The sequence below is a fragment of the Pseudomonas sp. MPC6 genome, from assembly GCF_006094435.1.
Classification (GTDB): Bacteria; Pseudomonadota; Gammaproteobacteria; order Pseudomonadales; family Pseudomonadaceae; genus Aquipseudomonas.
In genome coordinates, this window is sequence record NZ_CP034783.1 from 129,512 (window position 1) to 154,427 (window position 24,916).

At 57.3% G+C, this 24,916-nt stretch carries 24 protein-coding genes; 3 read left to right on the plus strand and 21 right to left on the minus strand.

All coding sequences use genetic code 11. The annotated features are described in order from the left end of the window. Positions 1-78: 78 nt before the first annotated feature. The 21 genes from glmS to rpmH all read right to left on the minus strand — a co-directional run bounded on the left by glmS (position 79) and on the right by rpmH (position 20,559). On the minus strand, positions 79-1,911 hold the full coding sequence (gene glmS, locus ELQ88_RS02520) for a glutamine--fructose-6-phosphate transaminase (isomerizing) (protein WP_128874593.1): 1,833 nt from the start codon (positions 1,909-1,911) through the stop codon (positions 79-81). Between the two features lies 1 nt (position 1,912). Next, on the minus strand, positions 1,913-2,689 hold the full coding sequence (locus tag ELQ88_RS02525) for a DeoR family transcriptional regulator (RefSeq protein ID WP_128874594.1): 777 nt from the start codon (positions 2,687-2,689) through the stop codon (positions 1,913-1,915). A 268-nt stretch (positions 2,690-2,957) separates the two neighbouring features. Continuing rightward, positions 2,958-4,325 carry a bifunctional UDP-N-acetylglucosamine diphosphorylase/glucosamine-1-phosphate N-acetyltransferase GlmU gene (gene glmU / locus ELQ88_RS02530; protein ID WP_138963473.1) on the minus strand — a complete coding sequence of 456 codons (1,368 nt, stop codon included), beginning with the start codon at positions 4,323-4,325 and terminating at the stop codon, positions 2,958-2,960. Positions 4,326-4,441: 116 nt separating this feature from the next. After that, positions 4,442-4,867 (minus strand): F0F1 ATP synthase subunit epsilon, encoded by a 426-nt coding sequence (locus tag ELQ88_RS02535; RefSeq protein WP_010465460.1) that lies wholly within the window; start codon positions 4,865-4,867, stop codon positions 4,442-4,444. A 45-nt stretch (positions 4,868-4,912) separates the two neighbouring features. Beyond that, positions 4,913-6,292, minus strand: a complete 1,380-nt coding sequence (gene atpD / locus ELQ88_RS02540; protein WP_128874596.1) for a F0F1 ATP synthase subunit beta — start codon at positions 6,290-6,292, stop codon at positions 4,913-4,915. A gap of 27 nt (positions 6,293-6,319) precedes the next feature. Next, complete coding sequence (atpG, locus tag ELQ88_RS02545; RefSeq protein WP_064680521.1) at positions 6,320-7,180, minus strand: F0F1 ATP synthase subunit gamma; 861 nt, start codon at positions 7,178-7,180, stop codon at positions 6,320-6,322. A 50-nt stretch (positions 7,181-7,230) separates the two neighbouring features. After that, positions 7,231-8,775, minus strand: coding sequence for a F0F1 ATP synthase subunit alpha (gene atpA / locus ELQ88_RS02550; protein ID WP_064680522.1), 1,545 nt, complete (start codon positions 8,773-8,775; stop codon positions 7,231-7,233). Positions 8,776-8,796: 21 nt separating this feature from the next. After that, the gene (locus ELQ88_RS02555; RefSeq protein ID WP_128874597.1) at positions 8,797-9,333 is read right to left on the minus strand and encodes a F0F1 ATP synthase subunit delta; all 537 of its coding nucleotides are present in this window, start codon (positions 9,331-9,333) and stop codon (positions 8,797-8,799) included. Between the two features lie 12 nt (positions 9,334-9,345). Then, positions 9,346-9,816 (minus strand): F0F1 ATP synthase subunit B, encoded by a 471-nt coding sequence (locus ELQ88_RS02560; RefSeq protein ID WP_008027535.1) that lies wholly within the window; start codon positions 9,814-9,816, stop codon positions 9,346-9,348. A gap of 54 nt (positions 9,817-9,870) precedes the next feature. After that, positions 9,871-10,128: a F0F1 ATP synthase subunit C gene (gene atpE / locus ELQ88_RS02565; RefSeq protein ID WP_002555987.1), complete on the minus strand. Its 258-nt coding sequence runs from the start codon at positions 10,126-10,128 to the stop codon at positions 9,871-9,873. Positions 10,129-10,261: 133 nt separating this feature from the next. Further along, positions 10,262-11,131: a F0F1 ATP synthase subunit A gene (gene atpB, locus ELQ88_RS02570; protein WP_064680525.1), complete on the minus strand. Its 870-nt coding sequence runs from the start codon at positions 11,129-11,131 to the stop codon at positions 10,262-10,264. 16 nt (positions 11,132-11,147) lie between these two features. Continuing rightward, positions 11,148-11,555, minus strand: a complete 408-nt coding sequence (locus ELQ88_RS02575; protein ID WP_007948092.1) for a F0F1 ATP synthase subunit I — start codon at positions 11,553-11,555, stop codon at positions 11,148-11,150. 148 nt (positions 11,556-11,703) lie between these two features. Next, positions 11,704-12,576, minus strand: coding sequence for a ParB/RepB/Spo0J family partition protein (locus ELQ88_RS02580; protein ID WP_128874599.1), 873 nt, complete (start codon positions 12,574-12,576; stop codon positions 11,704-11,706). A gap of 9 nt (positions 12,577-12,585) precedes the next feature. After that, positions 12,586-13,383, minus strand: coding sequence for a ParA family protein (locus tag ELQ88_RS02585; RefSeq protein WP_128874600.1), 798 nt, complete (start codon positions 13,381-13,383; stop codon positions 12,586-12,588). An 18-nt stretch (positions 13,384-13,401) separates the two neighbouring features. Beyond that, complete coding sequence (gene rsmG, locus ELQ88_RS02590; RefSeq protein WP_128874601.1) at positions 13,402-14,046, minus strand: 16S rRNA (guanine(527)-N(7))-methyltransferase RsmG; 645 nt, start codon at positions 14,044-14,046, stop codon at positions 13,402-13,404. Beyond that, positions 14,043-15,941, minus strand: a complete 1,899-nt coding sequence (gene mnmG, locus ELQ88_RS02595; RefSeq protein WP_128874602.1) for a tRNA uridine-5-carboxymethylaminomethyl(34) synthesis enzyme MnmG — start codon at positions 15,939-15,941, stop codon at positions 14,043-14,045. Before mnmG ends, rsmG begins: the two co-directional genes overlap by 4 nt. A gap of 686 nt (positions 15,942-16,627) precedes the next feature. After that, the gene (gene mnmE / locus ELQ88_RS02600) at positions 16,628-17,998 is read right to left on the minus strand and encodes a tRNA uridine-5-carboxymethylaminomethyl(34) synthesis GTPase MnmE (RefSeq protein ID WP_138963475.1); all 1,371 of its coding nucleotides are present in this window, start codon (positions 17,996-17,998) and stop codon (positions 16,628-16,630) included. Between the two features lie 79 nt (positions 17,999-18,077). After that, entirely contained in the window at positions 18,078-19,766 is a 1,689-nt protein-coding gene (gene yidC, locus ELQ88_RS02605) for a membrane protein insertase YidC (RefSeq protein ID WP_138963477.1), read from the minus strand. A gap of 2 nt (positions 19,767-19,768) precedes the next feature. Continuing rightward, on the minus strand, positions 19,769-20,014 hold the full coding sequence (gene yidD / locus ELQ88_RS02610; RefSeq protein WP_074872215.1) for a membrane protein insertion efficiency factor YidD: 246 nt from the start codon (positions 20,012-20,014) through the stop codon (positions 19,769-19,771). After that, positions 20,007-20,408, minus strand: a complete 402-nt coding sequence (gene rnpA / locus ELQ88_RS02615) for a ribonuclease P protein component (protein ID WP_197678881.1) — start codon at positions 20,406-20,408, stop codon at positions 20,007-20,009. The genes yidD and rnpA overlap by 8 nt, the downstream gene beginning before the upstream one ends. Before the next feature lie 16 nt (positions 20,409-20,424). Then, entirely contained in the window at positions 20,425-20,559 is a 135-nt protein-coding gene (gene rpmH / locus ELQ88_RS02620; RefSeq protein ID WP_003213577.1) for a 50S ribosomal protein L34, read from the minus strand. Positions 20,560-21,125: 566 nt separating this feature from the next. Between rpmH and dnaA the strand changes: the two genes are divergently transcribed. Genes dnaA through recF form a run of 3 tightly spaced genes read left to right on the plus strand, consistent with a single transcriptional unit; the run spans position 21,126 to position 24,913 of the window. Next, positions 21,126-22,646, plus strand: coding sequence for a chromosomal replication initiator protein DnaA (gene dnaA, locus ELQ88_RS02625; protein ID WP_128874606.1), 1,521 nt, complete (start codon positions 21,126-21,128; stop codon positions 22,644-22,646). A 39-nt stretch (positions 22,647-22,685) separates the two neighbouring features. Beyond that, positions 22,686-23,789: a DNA polymerase III subunit beta gene (gene dnaN / locus ELQ88_RS02630; protein WP_064680536.1), complete on the plus strand. Its 1,104-nt coding sequence runs from the start codon at positions 22,686-22,688 to the stop codon at positions 23,787-23,789. A gap of 20 nt (positions 23,790-23,809) precedes the next feature. Then, positions 23,810-24,913, plus strand: coding sequence for a DNA replication/repair protein RecF (gene recF / locus ELQ88_RS02635; RefSeq protein ID WP_128874607.1), 1,104 nt, complete (start codon positions 23,810-23,812; stop codon positions 24,911-24,913). The last annotated feature ends 3 nt before the right edge of the window (positions 24,914-24,916 follow it).

A 24,916-nucleotide genomic window follows, 5' to 3' on the forward strand; every position in this document is an offset into this window, starting at 1 on the left:
GCAGCGCCTACAGGTGTGTTTCCTGTGAGTGCTGCGAAGGGTGCGATCTTTTTGGCGCTAACGTGACCTGTGGATAACTTATTCCACCGTCACCGACTTCGCCAGGTTGCGCGGCTGGTCGACGTCAGTGCCTTTCAACACCGCCACGTAGTACGAGAGCAACTGCAGCGGAATGGTGTAGAGGATCGGCGACAGGATGTCGTGGATGTGCGGCATCTGCACGACGTGAGTGCCTTCGCCATTGGTCATGCCGGCCTGCTCGTCCGCGAAGACGATCAGCTCGCCGCCACGGGCGCGAACTTCCTGGAGGTTGGACTTCAGCTTCTCCAGCAGTTCGTTGTTTGGCGCCACCGTCACCACTGGCATGTCGTTATCCACCAGCGCCAACGGACCGTGTTTCAGCTCGCCAGCGGGATAGGCTTCGGCGTGGATGTAGGAGATTTCCTTGAGCTTGAGGGCACCCTCCATCGCGACCGGGAATTGCGCGCCACGACCGAGGAACAACGTGTGGTTCTTCTCGGCGAACAGTTCGGCGATTTTTTCCACTGTGCTGTCCATCGCCAGGGCTTCACCCAGGCGGCTCGGCAGGCGACGCAGTTCTTCGACCAGGGTGGCTTCAACACCGTCGGCCAGCGTGCCGCGGACCTGGCCCAGGGACAGGGTCAGCAACAGCAAGCCGACCAACTGAGTGGTGAAGGCTTTGGTCGAGGCCACGCCGATTTCGCGACCGGCCTGGGTCAACAGCGTCAGGTCCGATTCACGTACCAACGAGCTGATACCGACGTTGCAGATCGCCAGGCTCGCCAGGTAGCCCAGCTCTTTGGCGTTACGCAGGGCGGCCAGGGTGTCGGCGGTTTCACCGGACTGGGAAATGGTCACGAACAGGGTGTCGTCCTGCACGACGACCTTGCGATAGCGGAATTCGCTGGCGACTTCGACCTGGCAAGGAATACCCGCCAGCTCTTCGAGCCAGTAACGGGCAACCATGCCGGCGTGGTAGCTGGTGCCGCACGCGACGATCTGCACGTTGCGCACTTTGGCGAACAGTTCGGCAGCCTGTGGGCCAAACGCCTGGACCAACACCTGGTTCTGACTCAGGCGACCTTCCAGGGTGCGCTGTACCACGGCCGGTTGCTCATGGATTTCCTTGAGCATGTAATGGCGGAATTCGCCCTTGTCGGCGGCTTCCGCCCCGTCACGATATTGCACGGATTCACGCTCGACGACTTGGCCGTCAACGTCCCAGATCTGCACGCTTTCGCGGCGAATTTCCGCGATATCGCCTTCTTCAAGGTACATGAAACGATCAGTGACCTGGCGCAGCGCCAATTGGTCGGAGGCGAGGAAGTTTTCCCCCATGCCCAGGCCGATCACCAACGGGCTGCCGCTACGGGCTGCGACCAGACGGTCCGGTTGCTTTGCACTGATCACCGCCAGGCCATAAGCGCCATGCAGCTCTTTGACAGTCGCCTTGAGGGCCACGGTCAGATCGCCCAGATCCTTGAGCTTGTGCTCCAGCAGGTGAGCGATGACTTCGGTGTCGGTGTCCGAGGTAAAGACGTAACCCAAATCTTTGAGTTGTTCGCGCAGCGCTTCGTGGTTCTCGATGATGCCGTTGTGCACCACCGCCAGATCACCGGAGAAATGCGGGTGAGCGTTACGTTCGCAAGGCGCACCGTGAGTCGCCCAGCGAGTGTGGGCGATGCCCAGTCGACCGACCAGAGGTTCGCTTTCGAGGGCCTGTTCCAGCTCACTGACCTTACCCGGGCGACGCGTGCGCTCAAGCACTTCGTTGTTAGTGAAGACTGCTACACCCGCGCTGTCATAGCCGCGGTATTCCAGGCGTTTGAGGCCTTCGAGCAAAATGGCGGTAATGTTACGTTCTGCGACTGCACCAACAATTCCACACATGCTATTTCTCCTGACTGACAGCTGCGCAAATCAGCGCGATGCCGCGGGCCTGAATCTGATCCCGTGCCTCGAGCGGCAAGCGATCATCGGTAATTAGGGTATGGATGCTGCTCCATGGCAGCTCCAGGTTGGGAATCTTGCGGCCTATCTTGTCGGCTTCCACCATCACCACCACTTCACGGGCGACCTCGGCCATGACCCGGCTCAGTCCCAGCAGTTCGTTGAAGGTGGTGGTGCCGCGTACCAGGTCAATGCCATCGGCTCCGATGAACAACTGGTCGAAGTCGTAAGAGCGTAGTACCTGCTCGGCAACCTGCCCCTGAAAGGATTCGGAATGCGGGTCCCAGGTACCACCGGTCATCAACAGCACCGGCTCGTGTTCGAGTTCGCTCAAGGCATTGGCGACATGCAGCGAATTGGTCATCACCACCAGGCCCGGTTGTTGGCCGAGCTCCGGGATCATCGCCGCAGTCGTACTGCCACTGTCGATGATGATTCGCGCATGCTCACGAATCCGCATAACGGCTGCGCGAGCGATTGCCTGCTTGTATCTGGAAATCGGTTGACCGAGATCGGCCACCAGTTCCTGAGGCATGGTGACGGCGCCGCCGTAACGGCGTAGCAGCAACCCATTGCTTTCGAGCGCCGCCAGATCCTTGCGGATCGTAACTTCTGAGGTTTCGAAGCGTTTGGCCAGCTCATCCACACTGACTTCGCCCTGCTCATTAAGCAACGCGAGGATGTTGTGACGGCGTTGAGGAGTATTGCGCTTCGACATAAGTTTCGATTCGAAAGATAACGGAAGCAATCAAAACCTATTGTCGAAACTTCGTCAAGCGGGAAGTGATAAAAAGACCTGTGGATAACAGGCCTTGTGGATAAAATCACTGCGGGTAAGTCGGGTCGCCGTATCGCTCGAGCCTATCAAGTTCAAGTGTTCATACACGCTGTGGATAACCAGCGATGTGGATAACTCTAGGCGGCGGGAGCAAGCGGGCCGGTGGTCAGACTTGCCCGCGAGGACAATTTTATCCACTGTGGATAACTTAGCTCTTCTTCTTTTTCTCTGGCCGCTTCCAACCGTCGATGTTTTTCTGGCGCGCTCTACCCACAGCCAATTGTGAGTTATCCACATTCTGCGTAACGGTCGAACCGGCCGCCGTGGTTGCCCCGGATCCGATATCCACAGGCGCCACCAACGAGTTATTGGAACCGATGAACACATCTTCACCCAACACGGTCTTCCACTTATTGGCGCCGTCATAGTTGCAGGTAATGGTACCGGCGCCGATATTGGTGCGTGCACCGACCTCGGCATCGCCCAGGTAAGTCAAATGACCTGCCTTGGCGCCTTCACCCAGATGAGTATTTTTCAGCTCAACAAAGTTACCCACATGTGCCCGGGCCTCCAGTACCGTGCCTGGACGAATACGGGCGAACGGACCGGCATCGCTGCCTTCACCGAGCATAGCGCCTTCGATATGGCTGTTGGCCTTGATCACCACGCCTTTGCGCAGGGTACTGTCCTTGATCACGCAGTTCGGACCGATCACAACGTCGTCTTCAATGACGACCTTGCCTTCGAGAATCACGTTGATATCAATCAGCACATCACGACCCACGGTCACTTCACCGCGCACATCGAAACGTGCCGGGTCTCGCAACGTCACACCCTGAGCCATCAAGCGGCGACCCGCGCGCAATTGATAATGGCGCTCAAGCTCGGAGAGTTGCTTGCGATCGTTGGCGCCCTGCACTTCCATTGCATCGTGAGGCTGTTCGGTAGCCACCACTAGACCATCGCTGACCGCCATGGCGATCACGTCGGTGAGGTAGTACTCGCCCTGGGCATTGTTATTCGACAGACGGCTCATCCAGTCGCCCAGTTTTGCGAAAGGCAGGGCCAGGATGCCGGTGTTGCCTTCGGTGATCGCGCGCTCGGCTTCGTTGGCGTCTTTCTGCTCGACGATGGCCGTCACCTGCCCAGCGGTATCACGGACGATACGGCCGTAACCGGTAGGATCGTCCAGCTCGACAGTGAGCAAGCCCAGCTGTTGCGGCGCTACCTTGGTGAGCAGGCGCTGGAGGGTTTCGACCTCGATGAGCGGCACGTCACCGTAGAGAATCAGAACAGTGTCGGATTCGATGAACGGTACGGCCTGAGCCACCGCATGGCCGGTGCCGAGCTGTTTGTCCTGAAGGACAAAATTCAAATCATCGGCGGCCAGACGTTCACGCACCGCTTCAGCGCCATGGCCGATCACGACGTGGATACGCTGCGGATCAAGTTGCCGGGCGCTGTGGATAACATGGCCGAGCATCGAATTGCCTGCAATTGGATGCAGGACTTTTGGCAATGCCGAACGCATGCGCGTGCCTTGACCGGCAGCGAGGATAACGATTTCTAGGGACATGACTGGCTACCAATCCTGGGTGGTCAGCGGCTGCGACCAAGTTATGAATGTCGGAAAAGAAAAAAGGGTAGCCGAGGCTACCCTTTTTAATCAATCGCGCAACAAGCTATGGCCTTTTAGTGGCCGAACTTCTTGCGGATCTGCTGGACGGTGCGCAGCTGAGCTGCAGCCTCGGCCAGACGTGCGGCGGCAGAACCGTAATCGAATTCCGCGCCCCGCTCATGCAAGGCCTTCTCGGCAGCCTTTACGGCTTCCTGAGCGGAGGCTTCGTCCAGGTCGGCAGCACGTTGCACGGTGTCGGCAAGAACCTTGACCATGTTCGGCTGAACCTCGAGGAAACCGCCGGAGATGTAATACACCTCCTCTTCCCCGCCCTGCTTGATCAGGCGGATCGGGCCCGGCTTGAGATTAGTGATCAGCGGCGCGTGACCCAGGGCGATACCAAGATCACCCAGTGCACCGTGCGCAACCACCATCTCGACCAGGCCGGAGAAGATTTCCCCTTCCGCGCTGACGATATCGCAATGGACTGTCATAGCCATCTGATTGCCTCAACCTAAATTAGCGCCCGTTGCCGGGCGCCGGGATTACAGTTTCTTGGCTTTCTCGATCGCTTCTTCGATGCCGCCGACCATGTAGAACGCTTGTTCTGGCAGGTGGTCGTAGTCACCGTTGAGGATGCCTTTGAAGCCAGCAATGGTGTCTTTCAGGGAAACGTATTTACCCGAGGCACCGGTGAAGACTTCAGCCACGAAGAACGGCTGCGACAAGAAACGCTGGATCTTACGAGCACGGTTTACCAACTGCTTGTCGGCTTCCGACAGCTCGTCCATACCCAGGATCGCAATGATGTCCTTCAGTTCTTTGTAACGCTGCAGAACATACTGTACACCGCGAGCGGTGTCGTAGTGTTCCTGGCCGATCACGTTCGGGTCCAGCTGGCGCGAAGTCGAGTCGAGTGGATCGACCGCCGGGTAGATACCCAGGGAAGCGATGTCACGGGACAGAACGACGGTGGCGTCCAAGTGGGCGAAGGTGGTCGCTGGCGACGGGTCAGTCAAGTCATCCGCCGGTACGTATACCGCCTGGATCGAGGTGATCGAACCGTTTTTGGTCGAAGTGATACGCTCTTGCAGAGTACCCATCTCTTCGGCCAGGGTCGGCTGGTAACCTACTGCGGAAGGCATACGGCCCAGCAGTGCGGATACTTCAGTACCGGCCAGGGTGTAACGATAGATGTTGTCGACGAACAACAGAACGTCGTTACCTTCGTCACGGAACTTCTCGGCCATGGTCAGGCCGGTCAGTGCTACGCGCAGACGGTTACCCGGCGGCTCGTTCATCTGACCGTAAACCAGTGCCACTTTGTCCAGAACGTTGGAGTCCTTCATCTCGTGGTAGAAGTCGTTACCCTCACGAGTACGCTCACCCACACCGGCGAACACGGAATAACCGCTGTGCTCGATGGCGATGTTACGGATCAGTTCCATCATGTTTACGGTCTTGCCTACACCGGCACCACCGAACAGACCGACTTTACCACCCTTGGCGAACGGGCAAACCAGGTCGATAACCTTGATGCCGGTTTCCAGCAGGTCGTTGCCGCCCGCTTGTTCAGCGAAGGTTGGCGCAGGACGGTGAATGCCCCAGCGCTCTTCGGTGTCGATCGGGCCAGCTTCGTCGATCGGGTTACCGAGGACGTCCATGATCCGGCCCAGGGTCGCTTTACCGACCGGTACGGAGATGGCTGCGCCAGAGTCGGTGACTTCCAGACCGCGCTTCAAGCCTTCGGTGGAACCCATCGCAATGGTACGAACCACGCCGTCGCCCAGCTGCTGCTGAACTTCCAGGGTGGTTTCAGCCGCGCTTATAACTTTCAGCGCGTTGTAGATGCTCGGTACGCTGTCGCGTGGAAATTCCACGTCGATAACGGCGCCGATGATTTGAACGATACGTCCGCTACTCATAGCTGGATCCTCTGAATATTTGAACCGTTAAACCGCGGCAGCGCCGCCGACGATTTCCGAGATCTCTTGGGTGATCGCAGCCTGACGCGCCTTGTTGTAGACCAGCTGCAAATCGCTGATCAAATCACCGGCGTTGTCGGTAGCGTTCTTCATCGCGATCATCCGCGCAGCTTGTTCAGCCGCGTTGTTCTCGACCACCGCCTGGTAGACCTGCGACTCCACGTAACGGACCATCAAGCCGTCAAGCAGCTCTTTGGCGTCCGGTTCGTACAGATAATCCCAGTGGTGCTTGAGTTCCTTTTCCGGGGTCGCCACCAGTGGAATCAATTGCTCCACCGTAGGCAGCTGCGTCATGGTGTTGACGAACTTGTTGGACACCACGGACAGGCGATCAATACGGCCGTCCAGGTAGGCATCCAGCATCACCTTGACGCTGCCGATCAAGTCATTGATCGACGGCTCTTCACCCAGGTGGCTGATAGCTGCAACGACGTTACCGCCGAAGTTGCGGAAGAAAGCCGCACCCTTGCTACCCACTACACACAGATCGATCTCGACGCCGTTTTCGCGGTTTACCGCCATGTCCTTGACCAGGGCCTTGAACAGGTTGGTGTTCAAGCCACCACACAGACCACGGTCACTGCTCACCACAACATAACCGACACGCTTTACTTCACGGTCGAGCATGAACGGGTGGCGATATTCCGGGTTGGCGTTGGCCAGATGGCCAATAACCTGGCGGATGCGCTCCGCGTAAGGACGGCTAGCAGCCATGCGCATTTGTGCCTTGCGCATTTTACTGACCGCCACTTTTTCCATGGCGCTGGTAATCTTTTGCGTGCTTTTGATGCTCGCAATCTTACTGCGAATCTCTTTTGCGCCTGCCATGTAACACCTATCAGGTTAGCAAGCGGGAGCCTTGCGGCTCCCGCTGCGGCTTACCAGGTTTGGGTGGCCTTGAACTTCTCGATACCGGCTTTCATGCCAGCGTCGATTTCGTCATTGAAGTCACCCTTCACGTTGATCTTCGCCATCAAATCGGCGTGATCGCGGTTGAAGTATCCAATCAGCGCTTGTTCGAAGCTGCCGATCTTGGCGATTTCAACGTCAGTCAGGAACCCACGCTCAGCGGCATACAGCGACAGCGCCATGTCAGCGATCGACATTGGTGCGTATTGCTTCTGCTTCATCAGCTCGGTAACGCGCTGACCATGCTCAAGTTGCTTACGGGTCGCTTCGTCCAGGTCAGAAGCGAACTGGGCGAATGCCGCCAGTTCACGGTACTGAGCCAGAGCGGTACGGATACCACCGGAGAGCTTCTTGATGATCTTGGTCTGAGCGGCACCACCCACACGGGATACCGAAACACCGGCGTTCACAGCAGGACGGATCCCGGAGTTGAACATGGCCGATTCCAGGAAGATCTGACCGTCGGTGATGGAAATCACGTTGGTCGGAACGAACGCGGAAACGTCGCCAGCCTGGGTTTCGATGATCGGCAGTGCGGTCAGGGAACCGGTTTTGCCGGTCACTGCGCCGTTGGTGAACTTCTCTACGTATTCTTCCGAAACGCGGGATGCGCGCTCCAGCAGACGGGAGTGGAGATAGAACACGTCGCCTGGGTAAGCTTCACGGCCTGGCGGACGGCGCAGCAGCAGGGAAATCTGGCGATAAGCCACTGCTTGCTTGGACAGATCGTCATAAACGATCAGCGCGTCTTCACCGCGGTCGCGGAAGAATTCACCCATGGTGCAACCGGAGTACGGTGCCAGGAATTGCAGTGCTGCAGATTCCGAAGCGCTCGCAGCCACGACGATGGTGTTAGCCAGCGCGCCGTTTTCTTCCAGCTTGCGAACCACGTTGGCGATGGTCGATTGTTTCTGACCGATCGCTACGTAGACGCAGAAAATGCCGCTGTTTTTCTGGTTGATGATCGCGTCGATCGCCAGAGCGGTTTTACCGATCTGACGGTCACCGATGATCAGCTCACGCTGGCCACGGCCGACAGGGATCATGGCATCGACAGCCTTGTAGCCAGTCTGTACAGGCTGGTCTACCGACTTACGCCAGATCACGCCTGGAGCAACTTTCTCGACCGCATCGGTCTCGGTGTTGTTCAGTGGACCTTTGCCGTCAACCGGGTTACCCAGTGCGTCGACTACGCGACCCAGCAGTTCCTTACCAACCGGAACTTCGAGGATGCGGCCGGTGCACTTGGCGCTCATGCCTTCAGCCAGAGACTGGTAGGAGCCCAATACAACGGCGCCTACGGAGTCTTGCTCCAGGTTGAGAGCCATACCGAAGACGCCGCCCGGAAACTCGATCATCTCGCCGTACATGACGTCGGCCAGACCGTGAATCCGCACGATACCGTCAGATACGCTGACGACAGTGCCTTCGTTACGGGCTTGGGAGGTCACATCGAGCTTGTCGATGCGGCCCTTGATAATTTCACTTATTTCGGAAGGATTGAGTTGCTGCATTGCTCTGCTGCCCCTTCAAACTCAAGATTTCAATGCTTCGGCAAGGCTCGCGAGTTTTCCGCGAACCGAGCCATCGATTACCAGGTCGCCGGCGCGGATGACAATGCCCCCGATAAGGGATTTGTCTTCCTCGACTTGCAGGCGCACTTCCCGGTTGAGTCGTGCACTGAGAACCTTGGCGAGTTTGTCTTGCTGTTCTTGGTTCAATGCAAAAGCACTGGTGACTTCAACGTCTACCGACTTCTCTTGTTCAGCCTTGTACAGGTCAAACAGAGCGGCAATCTCCGGCAATAGCGGGAGACGGTCGTTTTCGGCAACGACGTGAATGAAGTTCTGTGCCTTGGCATCAAACTTGTCGCCACACACGTCAATAAACGTGGTGGCCTTGTCTGCGCTCGTCAGTCGCGGGGCCTTGAGCACGCGCTGCATGGTGTCGTCTTGCGACACTGCTGCAGCCAGGCCGAGCATGGCTGACCAAGAGGCCAGTTGCTGGTGGGCCTGGGCGTGCTCGAAGGCTGCCTTAGCGTAAGGTCGGGCCAACGTGGTCAATTCTGCCATGATCGCCCTCGCTTAAATTTCAGCAGCCAGTTTGTTTACCAGCTCCGCGTGCGCGTTTTGATCGATTGTGGCACCCAGGATCTTCTCGGCGCCGCCAACGGCCAGAGCACCCAATTGGGCACGCAGCGCGTCTTTGACACTGTTCAGTTCCTGTTCGATCTCGGCCTGAGCCTGAACCTTCACACGGTCAGCGTCGATACGGGCTTTTTCAACAGCCTCTTCAACGATCTGGTTACCGCGTTTCTTGGCTTGCTCAATGATCTCGGCTGCCTGAGCTTTAGCTTCGCGCAGTTGTTGACCCGCTTTATCTTGGGCCAACTCCAGGTCGCGAGCTGCTCGGGCGGCAGCGTCCAGTCCATCCGCGATCTTCTTCTGACGTTCGTGCAAAGCCGCGATGACCGGAGGCCACACGAACTTCATGCAAAACAGTACAAAAATGAAGAACGCAACGGACTGGCCAATCAGGGTTGCATTAATGTTCACGCCAACACCTCGCTCGTTCGTTGCACATCACACCAATTACTCGAAGGTGAGTAATTAGCCAGCGAGTTGACCAACGAATGGGTTCGCGAAGGTGAAGAACAGAGCGATACCAACACCGATCATGGTTACGGCGTCGAGCAGACCGGCAACGATGAACATTTTGACTTGCAGCATTGGGACCATTTCTGGCTGACGCGCGGCGCCTTCCAGGAACTTGCCGCCCAACAGGCCGAAACCAATTGCGGTACCCAGTGCGCCCAGGCCGATCAACAGTGCAACAGCGATAGCGGTTAGACCAACTACAGTTTCCATCTTTCCTCCCGACTTTTACGTCGTATGGTTTAGGTTTTTTAGATTTTAAAGCGGTAAAACAAATCGTTTCATAGCCCTGTTCGGGCCCCCACCCGTTTTACCGGGTGGGACATCAGACCAGCCGAGACTGGTCTTAATGGTTCTCTTCGTGCGCCATCGACAGGTAGACGATGGTCAGCATCATGAAGATAAACGCCTGCAGGGTGATGATCAGGATGTGGAACACTGCCCACGCCCACTGCAGAACAACGCCCAGGCCGCTAAGCCAGAGCAGACCGCTGCCGAACATCACAGCAATCAGAATGAAGACCAGTTCGCCGGCGTACATGTTGCCGAACAGACGCAGTGCCAGCGAGATTGGCTTGGCGATCAGCGTCACGAACTCCAGCAGGAAGTTCACCGGGATCAGCAGGGCTTGAAGGAAAATATTCTTGCTGCCGAACGGGTGCAGGGTCAGTTCGCCGATGAAGCCGCCGATGCCCTTGACCTTGATGCTGTAGAAAATGATCAACGCGAACACCGACAGGGCCATGCCCAGGGTAGCGTTCGGGTCAGTGGTCGATACGGCACGGAACGGAATGTGCGCATCGCCAGTGATCAGGATGGCCAGCTGAGGAATCCAGTCGACCGGGATCAGGTCGACGGCGTTCATCAGGAAGACCCAGACGAAGATGGTCAGCGCCAGCGGTGCAATCACCGGGCTACGGCCATGGAAGCTGTCTTTCACGCTGCCATCGACGAATTCGACCAATACTTCAACGAAGTTCTGTAAAGCACCCGGTTGCCCCGACGTCGCCTTCTTTGCCGCCATGCGGAAAATCAGAACGAAGATCAGACCCAACGCGACCGACCAGCCGAGGGTATCGACGTGGAAAGCCCAGAAGCCCATTTCCTTGGCTTCTGCTGCGGTGTGGGCAAAACCCCAGCCGCCGTTAGGTAGCTGCCCGAAGGTCAGGTTCTGCAAGTGGTGCTGGATATAGCCCGAAGCGGTTGTCTCTGCCATGGTTGCCTCAAACGCCCTAAGGTCTCGAAAGTCTTGTTCTCATCAGCAGGGGCGCGAACCAGCTGACCAGTTGGGTCAACACGAAGACGCCGAATACAGCCAGCGGCGCCAATGGCTTCACACCTGCGAACGTCAATGCAAAGAGCACTGCCGTCAAAATCAGTTTGCCCGCCTCGCCGGCATAAAAAGACCGGACGATGGCTTGAGCTGCTCGGGCGCCGGAAAACCGAAATGCCCTGTGAGCGAAATAAACATTGGGCAGCAAGGCTATCAGGCCTCCGCAAAGTCCCGAGTACCCGGCTACGACTCCATGCCAGTACCAAAGCGCCAAAGCGGCCAGTACCAAAACGACAAATTGAGCCAACAAGACCGGAAAAACTGCCAGGCGATGGAATGGCAAGCGGTTTGGCGTGCGGCTCTCCATCGTTTTTGCTCCCCAATGATCGGCTGCCAGAATTCAATAACTTGGCATAATTTGTGCCGACAAAATGCGCGCAGAGTATAGGGGCGGTTCTGCCCCTATTCAACTGGCAGGTAGTGATTTCCACCTGCACGCTACATGAGGAAATGTTTCAGCGAATGTGTGCAAGCACACCTTGAAGCTCATCGAGGGAGTTGTACCCGATCACCAACTGCCCTTTACCCTTTTTCCCGTGGCGGATCTGCACCGCAGAGCCCAAGCGCTCGGCCAGACGCTGTTCCAGCCGGGCGATATCCGGGTCTTGCTTTACCGGTTCAGCAGGCTCCGGTTTGCCACTCAACCACTGGCGAACCAGTGCCTCGGTCTGGCGTACGGTCAGCCCTCGTGCGACAACGTGTCGCGCCCCTTCAACCTGTTGATTTTCCGGTAAACCGAGCAAAGCACGGGCATGACCCATTTCCAGGTCGCCGTGGGACAGCATGGTTTTGATGACTTCCGGCAACGCGATCAAGCGTAGCAGGTTGGCCACGGTTACGCGGGATTTGCCCACGGCTTCGGCCACTTGTTGCTGGGTCAGCTGGAATTCCTGCTGCAAACGCTGCAAGGCCACCGCTTCTTCGATCGGATTGAGGTCCTCGCGCTGGATGTTCTCGATCAGCGCCATGGCGATCGCGGTTTCATCCGGTACGTCGCGAACCATCGCCGGGATGGTTTCCTGGCCGGCTTGCTGACTGGCGCGCCAGCGACGTTCGCCGGCAATGATTTCGAAGCGACCGCTGCCGATCGGACGAACCACGATCGGCTGCATCACGCCCTGGGCCTTGATCGACTGTGCCAGCTCCTCCAGCGCCTGAGGATCCATGTCCCGCCGTGGCTGGTACTTGCCACGCTGGATCAGGTCCAGGGGCAGGTGCTGCAGCTCGCGTTGATCCGCCTGCACCGCTTGTTCTTCCAGCGAGCTGACAGTCGGACCACTCAGCAGTGCATCCAGTCCACGTCCGAGACCTCGTTTCTTGACGGCCATGGGGATTCCTTAAGTTGCCTGAGCGGCGGCGGTGCGTGAGTTTTTGCGTTGTCGGCGAACCATCTCGCCCGCCAATGCCAGATAGGCAATCGCGCCCCGCGAAGTCTTGTCGTACACCAGCGCCGGCATGCCATAGCTTGGCGCCTCGGCCAGGCGAATGTTGCGCGGAATGACCGTGTCGTAGAGCTGCTCGCCGAAGTGCTCCTTGAGCTGCGCCGACACATCGTTCATCAGGCTCAGGCGCGGGTCGTACATGGTCCGCAGCAGGCCTTCGACTTTCAGGTTCGGGTTGAGCAGCTCGGCGATGCGCTTGATGTTATCCACAAGGTCGCTCAAGCCTTCGAGTGCGAAGTACTCGCACTGCATGGGGATAATTACCCCATCAGCGGCGACCAGTGCGTTCAAGGTCAGCATCGATAACGACGGCGGACAGTCGATCAGAATGTAATCGTAGTTTTCACGGATCGGCGCCAACGCGCTGCGCAGGCGACTCTCCTTCATCTGCATTTCCAGCAGAACCACTTCCGCGGCGGTCAGGTCGCGGTTGGCCGGCAACAGCTGGTAACCACCGTGCTCGGAGTAGTGCATGGCCTGAGCCAGATCACATTCGCCGATCAGCAGGTCGTAGACCGAATTTTCCAGGCCGTGTTTATCCACACCGCTACCCATGGTGGCGTTGCCCTGTGGATCGAGATCGATCAGCAACACCCGGCGCTTGGTAGCGACCAGGGAAGCTGCGAGGTTGATACAGGTGGTGGTTTTGCCCACACCACCCTTTTGGTTCGCAATCGCGAATACCTTAGCCATTCTTGCTTGTGTTCCCAATCATGCCGTGCGGCGCAGTATCAGCAGATGGCGTTGGCCTTGGCAACCAGGTACGGCCAGGGCGTGTTCGCTATCGAGGTGGAAGTCTGCCGGCAATGCTACCAGCTCATCAGCCGGATGAACGCCCTTCATTGCCAGCCAACGCGTATCGGTGTCGCCAAGGTGGCGAGTCCAGTTGCTGAAGTTCTCCATGCTGCTGAACGCCCGGGAGATGATCCCGTTGAAGGCTTGAGCAGGCTGAAATTCTTCGACGCGACTGTGGATAACTTGCAGGTTATCCAGTTTGAGTTCGAGTTTGACCTGGGTCAGGAAGCGGGTTTTCTTGCCATTGCTGTCCAGGCACGTCACTTGGGCCTCTGGAAACAGGATGGCCAGCGGAATACCGGGCATACCGCCGCCGCTGCCAACGTCCAGCCAGCGACCGCTTTCGACGAACGGCATCACGCTCAAACTGTCGAGCAGGTGACGGGAGACCATTTCGTCCGGATCGCGCACGGCGGTCAGGTTGTAGGCCTTGTTCCATTTTATCAACAGGGCCAGATAACCCAGCAGCTGGGCATGCTGAGTGTCGGATAACGTGACACCGAGCTGGCGAGCACCTGTGGATAACTCTTCTGCGTGTTGCGAGGTGACCGACGAACTCAAGCGCTTTGCTCCAACTGACGGCCAGCGCCGCGTTTTTTCAAATGAATCATCAACAGCGAAATCGCCGCCGGCGTGACACCCGGAATACGTGACGCCTGGCCCAGGGTCTCTGGACGGGTCGCACCGAGCTTGCCCTGGATCTCTTTGGAGAGACCGGAAATATTCGTGTAATCGATATCCACAGGCAGTTTGGTGTCTTCGCTGGCCCGCAGGCGTGCGATTTCATCCTGCTGGCGGTCGATGTAACCGGCGTATTTGGTCTTGATTTCGACCTGCTCGGCCACTTGTGGATCTTCTGCCCCGCCACCGGTCACGGCGATCAGACCCGCGTAGTCGATTTCCGGACGGCTCAGCAGGTTGAGCAAATTGTATTCGTGGGTCAGCGGCGTGCCGAATTTTTCGGAGATTGCATCGCCTTGTTCGGTGCCCGGGCGAACCCAGGTACTTTTCAAACGTTGTTCTTCCAGGGCAATGCTTTCGCGTTTGGTGCAGAACGCGGCCCAACGGGCGTCATCCACCAGCCCCAGTTCGCGACCTTTTTCGGTCAGGCGCAGGTCGGCGTTGTCTTCGCGCAGGATCAGGCGGTACTCGGCGCGGGAGGTAAACATCCGATACGGTTCCTGGGTACCCAGGGTAATCAGGTCGTCGACCAATACCCCGATGTACGCCTCGTCGCGACGCGGGCACCAGGCCTCTTTGCCCTGGGCACGCAAGGCGGCATTGGCCCCGGCCAGCAAACCTTGGGCGCCGGCTTCTTCGTAGCCGGTGGTGCCGTTGATTTGCCCGGCGAAGAACAGGCCGCCGATGACTTTGGTTTCCAGGTTGTACTTCAGGTCACGCGGGTCGAAGTAATCGTATTCGATGGCGTAACCCGGCCGCACGATGTGTGCGTTTTCCATGCCGCGGATCGATTGCACGATCTGCAACTGCACGTCGAACGGCAAGGATGTGGATATCCCGTTCGGGTACAACTCGTTGGTCGTCAGGCCTTCGGGTTCGATGAAGACCTGATGGCTTTCCTTGTCGGCAAAGCGATGAATTTTGTCTTCGATCGACGGGCAGTAGCGCGGGCCGATCCCTTCGATCACACCTGCATCGGAATACATCGGCGAACGGTCGAGGTTGGCGGCGATGATTTCGTGGGTGCGGGCGTTGGTGTGGGTAATCCAGCAACTGACCTGTTTCGGGTGCTGCTCTTTGGAGCCCATGAACGACATCACTGGAATCGGCGTATCGCCTGCTTGCTCGGTCATCACCGAGAAATCCACAGAGCGACCGTCGATGCGCGGCGGAGTACCGGTTTTCAGGCGACCCACGCGCAATGGCAATTCACGCAAACGGTGAGCCAGGGCAATCGATGGCGGATCACCGGCGCGACCGCCGGAAAAATTCTGCATGCCGATGTGGATAAGTCCACCGAGGAAGGTGCCGGTGGTCAACACCACGGAATCGGCGAGGAAACGCAGACCCATCTGGGTGACTACACCGCGCACTTGGTCCTGTTCGACGATCAGGTCATCGGCTGCTTGTTGAAATATCCACAGGTTCGCCTGGTTTTCCAGGGTTTCGCGGACAGCGGCCTTGTACAGAACCCGGTCGGCCTGAGCGCGAGTCGCTCGCACGGCCGGGCCTTTACGGCTGTTCAACACGCGAAATTGAATTCCACCCTTATCGGTAGCCATGGCCATCGCGCCGCCCAGGGCGTCGATTTCCTTGACCAGGTGGCTTTTGCCGATCCCGCCAATGGCCGGGTTGCAACTCATGGCACCAAGGGTTTCCACGTTATGCGTCAGCAACAGGGTTTTTGCCCCCATGCGTGCTGACGCCAGTGCTGCCTCGGTACCGGCATGACCGCCGCCGATGACGATCACTTCAAAACGGGAAGGGAAATCCACCACGCACCTCGTGCCTGCTTCAGTCAGGTAATCAGAAATAGTTTGAGCACAGGTTTTTGGACCTGGTCGGCAAGTATAGGGACTTCGCCCTTCCTAAAGAACCCTTTGCACAAAATTTAACCAGCTGTGGAAAAGTCGGCTTAACAGAAATTAAAAAGAAAGAAATTTATTAAATCTTTGTTTTTATGTTTATTTCTACTGAGGCACATTTCTGTGGATAGATTTACACAGCCCTTTATATTCAACGTGTACAGAGAATCAAAACCCTGTGATCATGTGCCAATGAGGCCCTTGGATAACCGGTTTAAGCCTGTGGATGAAAGGGGTGGTTATCCACAGCTGTGGTTATTCGCAGTTTTCAGGCCCTGTTATCAACTGCCCTTAGTGGCAGTTATTCACAGGGCTTAATCCACAGAAATTCTCTGAATCAGCAAATCCCGGGCACGGAAAATTCGCTCAAGCAGAAAGAATCTGCTCGGCACTGGAAGAAAATTCACGAGAAAGGAAGAAACAGACAGGCTCGAATGGCCTGTCTGTGGGGCAACGCGTGTACACCGATCTGTTTCTGTAGGAGCTGGCTTGCCAGCGAAGGGGCAGTCACATTCAATATTGATTTGTCAGAAAGTCCGCCTTCGCTGGCAAGCCAGCTCCTACAAAGATCGTATTCTTTCCGTAGGTGATGGCCCCTATTTACCGATGCAGAAGCTGGAAAAGATGCGCCCCAACAGATCATCGGAGCTGAAAGCACCGGTGATTTCACCCAACGAGTGCTGGGCCTGGCGCAGATCTTCGGCCAGCAGTTCACCGGCACCTGCCAACGTCAGCTGCGCACGGCCGTGCTCGAGGGAAGCGCTGGCATGGCGCAACGCTTCAAGGTGACGCCTGCGAGCGCTGAAGCTGCTCTCGGAGGTCTGTTCATAGCCCATGCAGGCCTTGAGATGATCACGCAGCAGTTCCAGGCCGTCGCCGGCAGATTTGGCGCTGAGGCTGATGGTGACGTGTCCATCCTCGCTGACTTCCATGGCAATGGCTTCGCCGGTCAGGTCTGCCTTGTTGCGGATCAACGTGACTTTCGCCGGGTCCGGACGGGTTTCCAGGAATTCAGGCCACAACGCGAATGGATCAAGTGCTTCGGGTGCGGTGGCGTCGACCACCAGCAATACGCGATCGGCTTCGCCAATGGCCTTCAATGCCCGCTCGACGCCGATTTTTTCCACATGATCATCGGTATCGCGCAAACCTGCGGTATCGACCACATGCAGCGGCATGCCATCGATGTGGATATGTTCGCGAAGAATGTCACGGGTCGTGCCGGCAATCTCGGTGACGATCGCCGCTTCACGACCGGCCAATGCATTCAGCAGGCTGGATTTCCCCGCATTCGGTCGTCCGGCAATCACCACCGTCATGCCGTCGCGCAGCAATGCCCCCTGCCCGGCTTCACGCAATACGGTGGATAACTCATCACGTACCTTGTCGAGCATGCTCAGTACATGGCCATCGGCAAGGAAGTCGATTTCTTCCTCCGGGAAATCGATGGCCGCTTCGACATAGATCCGCAGGCCAATCAATTGCTCGGTGAGGTGATGCACACGCTCGGAAAATGCACCCTGCAAGGAGCGCAGGGCATTGCGTGCCGCCTGGGCCGAGCTCGCCTCGATCAAGTCGGCGATGGCTTCGGCCTGGGCCAGGTCGAGCTTGTCGTTGAGGAAGGCGCGTTCGCTGAATTCACCGGGTCGGGCCAGTCGGCAGCCCAGTTCCAGGCAACGCTTGAGCAGCATATCCAGAACAATCGGGCCGCCATGGCCTTGGAGTTCCAATACATCTTCGCCGGTGAACGAGTTCGGACCCGGGAAATACAGGGCAATGCCTTGGTCCAGAACCTCATCGTTTTCACTGAGGAAGGGGCCGTAGTGGGCGAATCGCGGCTTGAGTTCACGACCGCTGAAGGCCTTGGCCGCGACACTCGCCAGAGGCCCGGAAATACGGACGATGCCGACACCGCCACGACCTTGGGCGGTGGCGACGGCAGCGATGGTTTCACGAGGAACGCTCATAAACCGGTATCCAGACAAAAGTGACAGATAGCAAAACGCCCCACTAGGGGGCGTTTTGAGTGGTTATCCACAGAGCAAGTTACGCCTCGGCTTTTTTCACAGCCGCTTCGATCTTACGCGTGATGTACCACTGTTGGGCAATAGAGAGGCAGTTGTTCACAACCCAGTACAGCACCAGACCCGCCGGGAACCACAGGAAGAAGAAGGTGAAGATGATTGGCATCAGCTTCATCACCTTGGCCTGCATCGGATCCGGAGGCGTCGGGTTCAACTGCTGCTGGATAAACATGGTGACACCCATGATGATCGGCAGAATGAAGAACGGATCCTTGATCGACAAGTCCGTAATCCACAGCATGAACGGCGCCTGGCGCATTTCAACGCTTTCCAGCAGAACCCAGTACAGCGAAAGGAATACCGGCATCTGCACGAGGATTGGCAAGCAACCACCCAGCGGATTGATCTTCTCTTTCTTGTACAGCTCCATCATGGCTTGCGACATTTTCTGCCGGTCGTCGCCATGTTGCTCTTTCAGCGCAGCCAGTTTCGGTGCCACTGCACGCATGCGCGCCATGGATTTGTAGCTGGCAGCCGACAGCGGGAAGAAAATCCCCTTGATCAGCATGGTCAGGAAGATGATCGACCAGCCCCAGTTACCGACGATCGCGTGGATGTGTCCCAGCAACCAGAAGATTGGTTGGGCGATGAACCAGAGAATGCCGTAATCCACGGTCAGTTCCAGACCTGGGGACAACTCTTTGAGCACTGCCTGGCTTTTCGGACCCGCGTACAGAACGGCACTGGTCTCGGCTTTTGCACCTGGCGCGACGCTCATTGCCGGGCCGGTATAACCGATGATGTAGTTGCCCTTGCTGTCTTTACGGGTCTGGACGACGTTGTTTTCGCCCTTCGCCGGAATCCAGGCGGTAACGAAGTAGTGTTGCAACCAGGCAACCCAACCACCAGTGACCGTTTCCTTCAACTGCGCCTTGTCCATGTCCTTCATGGACACTTTCTTGTACGGCTCGTTACTTGTCCACAGGGCAGCGCCCAGGTAAGTCGCGGTACCGGTAGCGGTAGTGGAGGAAGGATCGCCGCTGGCGTCGCGCTTCAGTTGCGCGAACATCGCACCGGACCACGGCTGCGCGCTCTGGTTATCGATCAGGTAGGACACGGTGACGTCATACAGGCCACGTTTCAGGGTGAAACGCTTGATGTAATTGACGCCATCCTTGCTGAACTTCAGGTCCACGACCAATTGGTCCTGACCGTCAGCCAGTTGATAAGTCTTCTTCTCCGAGGAGTAGACCGGACGACCGGCCGGGTTTGCATCCGGGCCGTTGGTACCGATCAGACCGCTTTGCGCCAGGTAAGTCAGTTCACCGCCGTTATCGAACAGCTGGAACGGAATTTCCGGATGGTCCTGACGGCGTGGATACAACGGCAATTTCAGCTGGGCAACATCGCCACCTTGTGGATCGACTGCCAGGTCGAGCACATCCGTTTTGATCTGGATGAGGTCTTTGCTTGCCGCTACTGGTGTTTCAGCAGGTGCAGTTGCACTGGTATCGCTTGGGGCGCGGGGGATGTCGTCACTGACGGAAGCATTTTTGCCAGTCGCCGTATCCGGTAGACCCGGTGCGGTAGTACTGGAAGCAACATTCTGAGTCGGCAGGGCAGCCTGGCCATAGTCCTGGTTCCATTTAAGAACCATAACGTAGGACACGATTGCCAGGGCGACGATCAGGATCGTGCGTTTGATATCCATGATTACTCGGCCATCGAAGAAGAACGGGAGGTAGGGATAGATGGAACCGGGTCATAACCACCGGGATTCCACGGATGACAGCGACCTAAACGACGAAAGGCCAGCCAGCCACCGCGCAGAAGGCCATGATTTTCTATGGCTTCATACGCGTAGCAGGAACAACTGGGGTAGAAACGACAGTGACTGGCCATCAGGGGACTAATGGCATAGCGATAAAACTGGATCGGAACGAGTGCCAGTTTACGCATCGGGACTGTCTACCCCTACAGTTTCGGTTTTGACTGCTGGTACCGGCGAGCTGCGTGCCAGACGCTTCCAGAGTTTGCCGAAATGCTGAATCAATTCGGGGTTTTCTACGTCACCCAAACCTTTGCGCGCGACGATTACGATGTCCCAGCCGACCAGTGAGTCCTGGTGCAGACGGAACGATTCGCGCATCAGACGTTTGAGGCGATTGCGCTCGACGGAGAGCTTTACGCTCTTTTTCCCGATAACCAACCCGAGACGGGGGTGATCAAGATCGTTGTTGCGCGCAAGGAGCAGGAGATTTTTCCCCGGAACCTTGCCGGTAGGGGAGTCAAAGACTGCCTTGAAATGCCGGGGGGTAAGCAGGCGCTTTTCCCGACTGAAGTCCTGACTCACCTCCAGTGCCGGATTATCAAACTGCCAGACGCGCACGACCTTTGGCGCGACGACGCGACAGGACGGCGCGACCGTTCTTGGTAGCCATGCGAGCACGGAAACCGTGGGTACGAGCGCGTTTGATGGTGCTTGGTTGGAAAGTACGTTTCATTGTCGTGTTACCTGATTCGTCCACAACGGGCCGGAATGGCCCCCGTTTTAAGAGACCGGGGATTCTAGAGAAAGCAAGCCTCTAGGTCAATTTCCAACCAGCGTTTCCTCATAAATAGATCTCCAGGGGTTTTGGCGGTGCCTGCCCTTCGCTAGATATAGAAATAAAGAAGGAAAGTATTTAAAGCTTTTCTGTAAAGCTTATAAAAGCTAGGGTCGCGATCATCTGTGGATAACTACCTCTGGCCCTTTAATTACGAGCTGTACAGAGAATGACAACTACCGTGGTAAACAGGGGGCAGCCTGTGCTGCGCTGTCGGATAACCTGTGGGTGAAAGAGCCTCTTATCCACAGGCTGGTTATCCACCGAGTTTCGCCCCCACTTGTGCAACGACCTTAGGATGGGTTATCCACAGGGCTTATGCACAGACCATTGGTCGACTTTTTCCCCTATAAAACCCGGATTCTTATTCGGCAGTGAATAACCTACGTGTGGATAAGTCGGCGTCTGGTCGCTACAATGGCCGCTTGTTTTTGCCTCACCGGCTTTCAACTTAGGGGATATCCGTGTCAGTGGAACTATGGCAGCAGTGCGTGGAGCTTTTGCGCGATGAGCTGCCTGCCCAACAATTCAACACTTGGATCCGTCCACTACAGGTCGAAGCCGAAGGCGACGAGTTGCGTGTCTACGCACCGAATCGTTTTGTTCTCGACTGGGTTAACGAAAAGTACCTGGGCCGGGTCCTCGAACTGCTGGATGAGCATGGCAATGGCATGGCGCCTGCGCTTTCCTTATTAATAGGCAGCAAACGCAGTTCGGCGCCACGTGCCGCCCCTAATGCGCCGCTGGCTGCCGCAGCGTCCCAGGCGCAGGCGGCTCAAGCGCCTGTCAGCGCACAGCCTCCCGCACCGGCAGCCATGCCGACCAAGCGATCGACGCAGAAACTTGCCGACGTCAGTGAAGAGCCGTCCCGCGACAGTTTCGACCCGATGGCGGGTGCGAGTTCTCAACAGGCCCCGGTGCGCTCCGAACAGCGCACGGTGCAGGTCGAAGGCGCGCTCAAGCACACCAGCTACCTGAACCGCACCTTCACCTTCGAGAACTTCGTCGAAGGCAAGTCCAACCAACTGGCCCGGGCCGCGGCCTGGCAGGTAGCGGACAACCCCAAGCACGGGTACAACCCGCTCTTCCTTTATGGTGGCGTTGGCCTGGGTAAAACCCACTTGATGCACGCTGTGGGTAACCACCTATTAAAGAAGAACCCGAATGCCAAGGTCGTGTACCTGCATTCCGAGCGTTTCGTGGCGGACATGGTCAAGGCCTTGCAGCTGAATGCGATCAACGAATTCAAGCGCTTCTACCGTTCGGTGGACGCGCTGTTGATCGATGACATTCAGTTCTTCGCCCGCAAGGAACGCTCCCAGGAAGAATTTTTCCACACCTTCAACGCCCTGCTTGAAGGTGGACAGCAGGTCATTCTTACCAGTGACCGCTATCCTAAAGAAATCGAAGGCCTCGAAGAGCGCCTCAAGTCTCGCTTCGGTTGGGGGCTGACGGTTGCCGTCGAGCCGCCGGAGCTGGAAACCCGGGTGGCGATCCTGATGAAAAAGGCCGACCAGGCCAAAGTCGATCTGCCACACGACGCGGCGTTCTTCATTGCCCAGCGTATTCGCTCCAACGTTCGTGAACTGGAAGGCGCGCTTAAACGCGTGATCGCCCACTCGCACTTCATGGGCCGCGACATCACCATCGAGCTGATTCGCGAATCCCTGAAAGACTTGTTGGCGCTGCAAGACAAACTGGTCTCTGTGGATAACATTCAGCGCACCGTCGCCGAGTACTACAAGATCAAGATTTCCGACCTGCTGTCCAAGCGTCGTTCACGCTCGGTCGCTCGTCCGCGTCAGGTTGCCATGGCGTTGTCCAAAGAGTTGACTAACCACAGCCTGCCGGAAATCGGCGATGTGTTTGGTGGCCGCGATCACACGACCGTTTTGCACGCCTGCCGCAAGATCAACGAACTCAAGGAATCCGACGCGGACATCCGCGAGGACTACAAGAACCTGCTGCGTACACTGACCACTTGATGAACACCAGCGCAGCTTATTAAGGCAAGGGACTAGACCATGCATTTCACCATTCAACGCGAAGCCCTGTTGAAACCCCTGCAACTGGTCGCAGGCGTCGTCGAGCGCCGACAGACCTTGCCGGTGCTCTCCAACGTGCTGCTGGTTGTCGAAGGCCAGCAACTGTCGCTGACCGGTACCGACCTGGAAGTCGAGCTGGTCGGTCGTGTACAACTCGAAGAACCTGCAGATCCGGGTTCCATCACGGTGCCTGCGCGCAAGCTGATGGACATCTGCAAAAGCTTGCCGAACGACGCGCTGATCGACATCAAGGTCGACGAGCAGAAGCTTGTGGTGAAGGCCGGCCGTAGCCGCTTTACCTTGTCGACGTTGCCGGCCAACGATTTCCCGACGGTGGAAGAAGGCCCTGGCTCGCTGACCTGCAGCCTGGAGCAAAGCAAATTGCGTCGTCTGATCGAGCGCACCAGCTTCGCCATGGCCCAGCAGGACGTGCGGTACTACCTGAACGGCATGCTGCTGGAAGTCTCTGCCGGCATCATCCGCGCCGTGGCAACAGACGGTCACCGTCTGGCCATGTGCTCGATGCAGGCTGATATCGGTCAGCCAGATCGCCACCAGGTCATCGTGCCGCGCAAGGGTATCCTTGAGCTGGCGCGCTTGCTGACTGAGCCGGACGGCATCGTCAGCATCGTCCTGGGTCAACACCACATCCGCGCCACCACCGGCGAGTTCACCTTCACCTCGAAACTGGTCGACGGTAAATTCCCCGATTACGAGCGAGTTCTGCCAAAAGGCGGCGACAAGCTTGTGCTGGGTGATCGTCAGGCCTTGCGTGAAGCCTTCAGCCGTACCGCAATTCTGTCCAACGAGAAATACCGTGGCATTCGCCTGCAACTGGCTAATGGCCAGCTAAAGATCCAGGCCAATAACCCGGAACAGGAAGAAGCGGAAGAAGAAGTGGGCGTTGAGTACAACGGCGGCCCCCTGGAAATCGGCTTCAACGTGAGCTATCTGCTCGACGTGCTGGGCGTGATGACCACCGAGCAAGTTCGATTGATCCTGTCCGACTCCAACAGCAGCGCGCTGGTGCAAGAGTCCGACAACGACGACTCGGCCTACGTTGTCATGCCGATGCGTCTGTAATCATGCTCAGCAGAAGCTAGATGTCCTTAAGTCGCGTCTCGGTCACCGCGGTGCGCAATCTGCACCCGGTGACCTTCTCCCCCTCTCCCCGAATCAATATTCTTTACGGCGCCAACGGCAGCGGCAAAACCAGTGTTCTGGAAGCCATACATCTGCTGGGGCTTGCCCGTTCGTTTCGTAGCACCCGTCTATTGCCCATGATTCAATACGAGCAGTTGGCGTGCACGGTGTTTGGTCAGGTGGAATTGGCCGAGGGCGGGCACAGTGCGTTGGGAATATCTCGCGACCGCCAGGGTGAGTTCCAGATTCGCATCGACGGACAGAACGCCCGTAGCGCAGCGCAGCTGGCGGAGATCCTGCCGTTACAGCTGATCAACCCCGACAGCTTTCGGCTGTTGGAGGGGGCGCCGAAGATTCGGAGACAGTTTCTCGACTGGGGAGTGTTCCACGTGGAACCGCGCTTCATGTCCACCTGGCAGCGCTTGCAGAAGGCCTTGCGCCAGAGAAACTCTTGGCTGCGGCATGGTACACTTGACGCCGTTTCGCAAGCGGTTTGGGACAGGGAACTGTGCCAGGCCAGCGCTGAAATTGATGAATACCGCCGCGCTTACATCAAAGCCTTGAAACCAGTCTTTGAACAGACCTTGAGTGAGCTGGTTGAGCTCGAGGGCTTAACGCTCAGCTATTACCGAGGTTGGGATAAAGACCGCGAGCTGAGTGCCGTGCTCGCCGGTTCCCTACAGCGGGATCAGCAAATGGGTCACACCCAGGCCGGACCACAACGGGCTGATTTGCGCCTTCGATTGGGCGCCCATAACGCCGCAGACATCTTGTCCCGCGGTCAGCAGAAGTTGGTGGTGTGTGCGTTGCGGATTGCCCAAGGACACTTGGTCAGCCAAGCCCGACGCGGTCAGTGTATTTATCTGGTGGATGACCTGCCGTCCGAACTGGACGAGCACCACCGTCGCGCGCTTTGCCGCTTGCTGGAAGACTTACGCTGCCAGGTCTTTATCACCTGTGTAGATCACGAATTATTGAGGGAAGGCTGGCAGACGGAAACGCCAGTCGCTTTGTTCCACGTGGAACAGGGCCGTATCACCCAGACCCACGACCATCGGGAGTGAAGG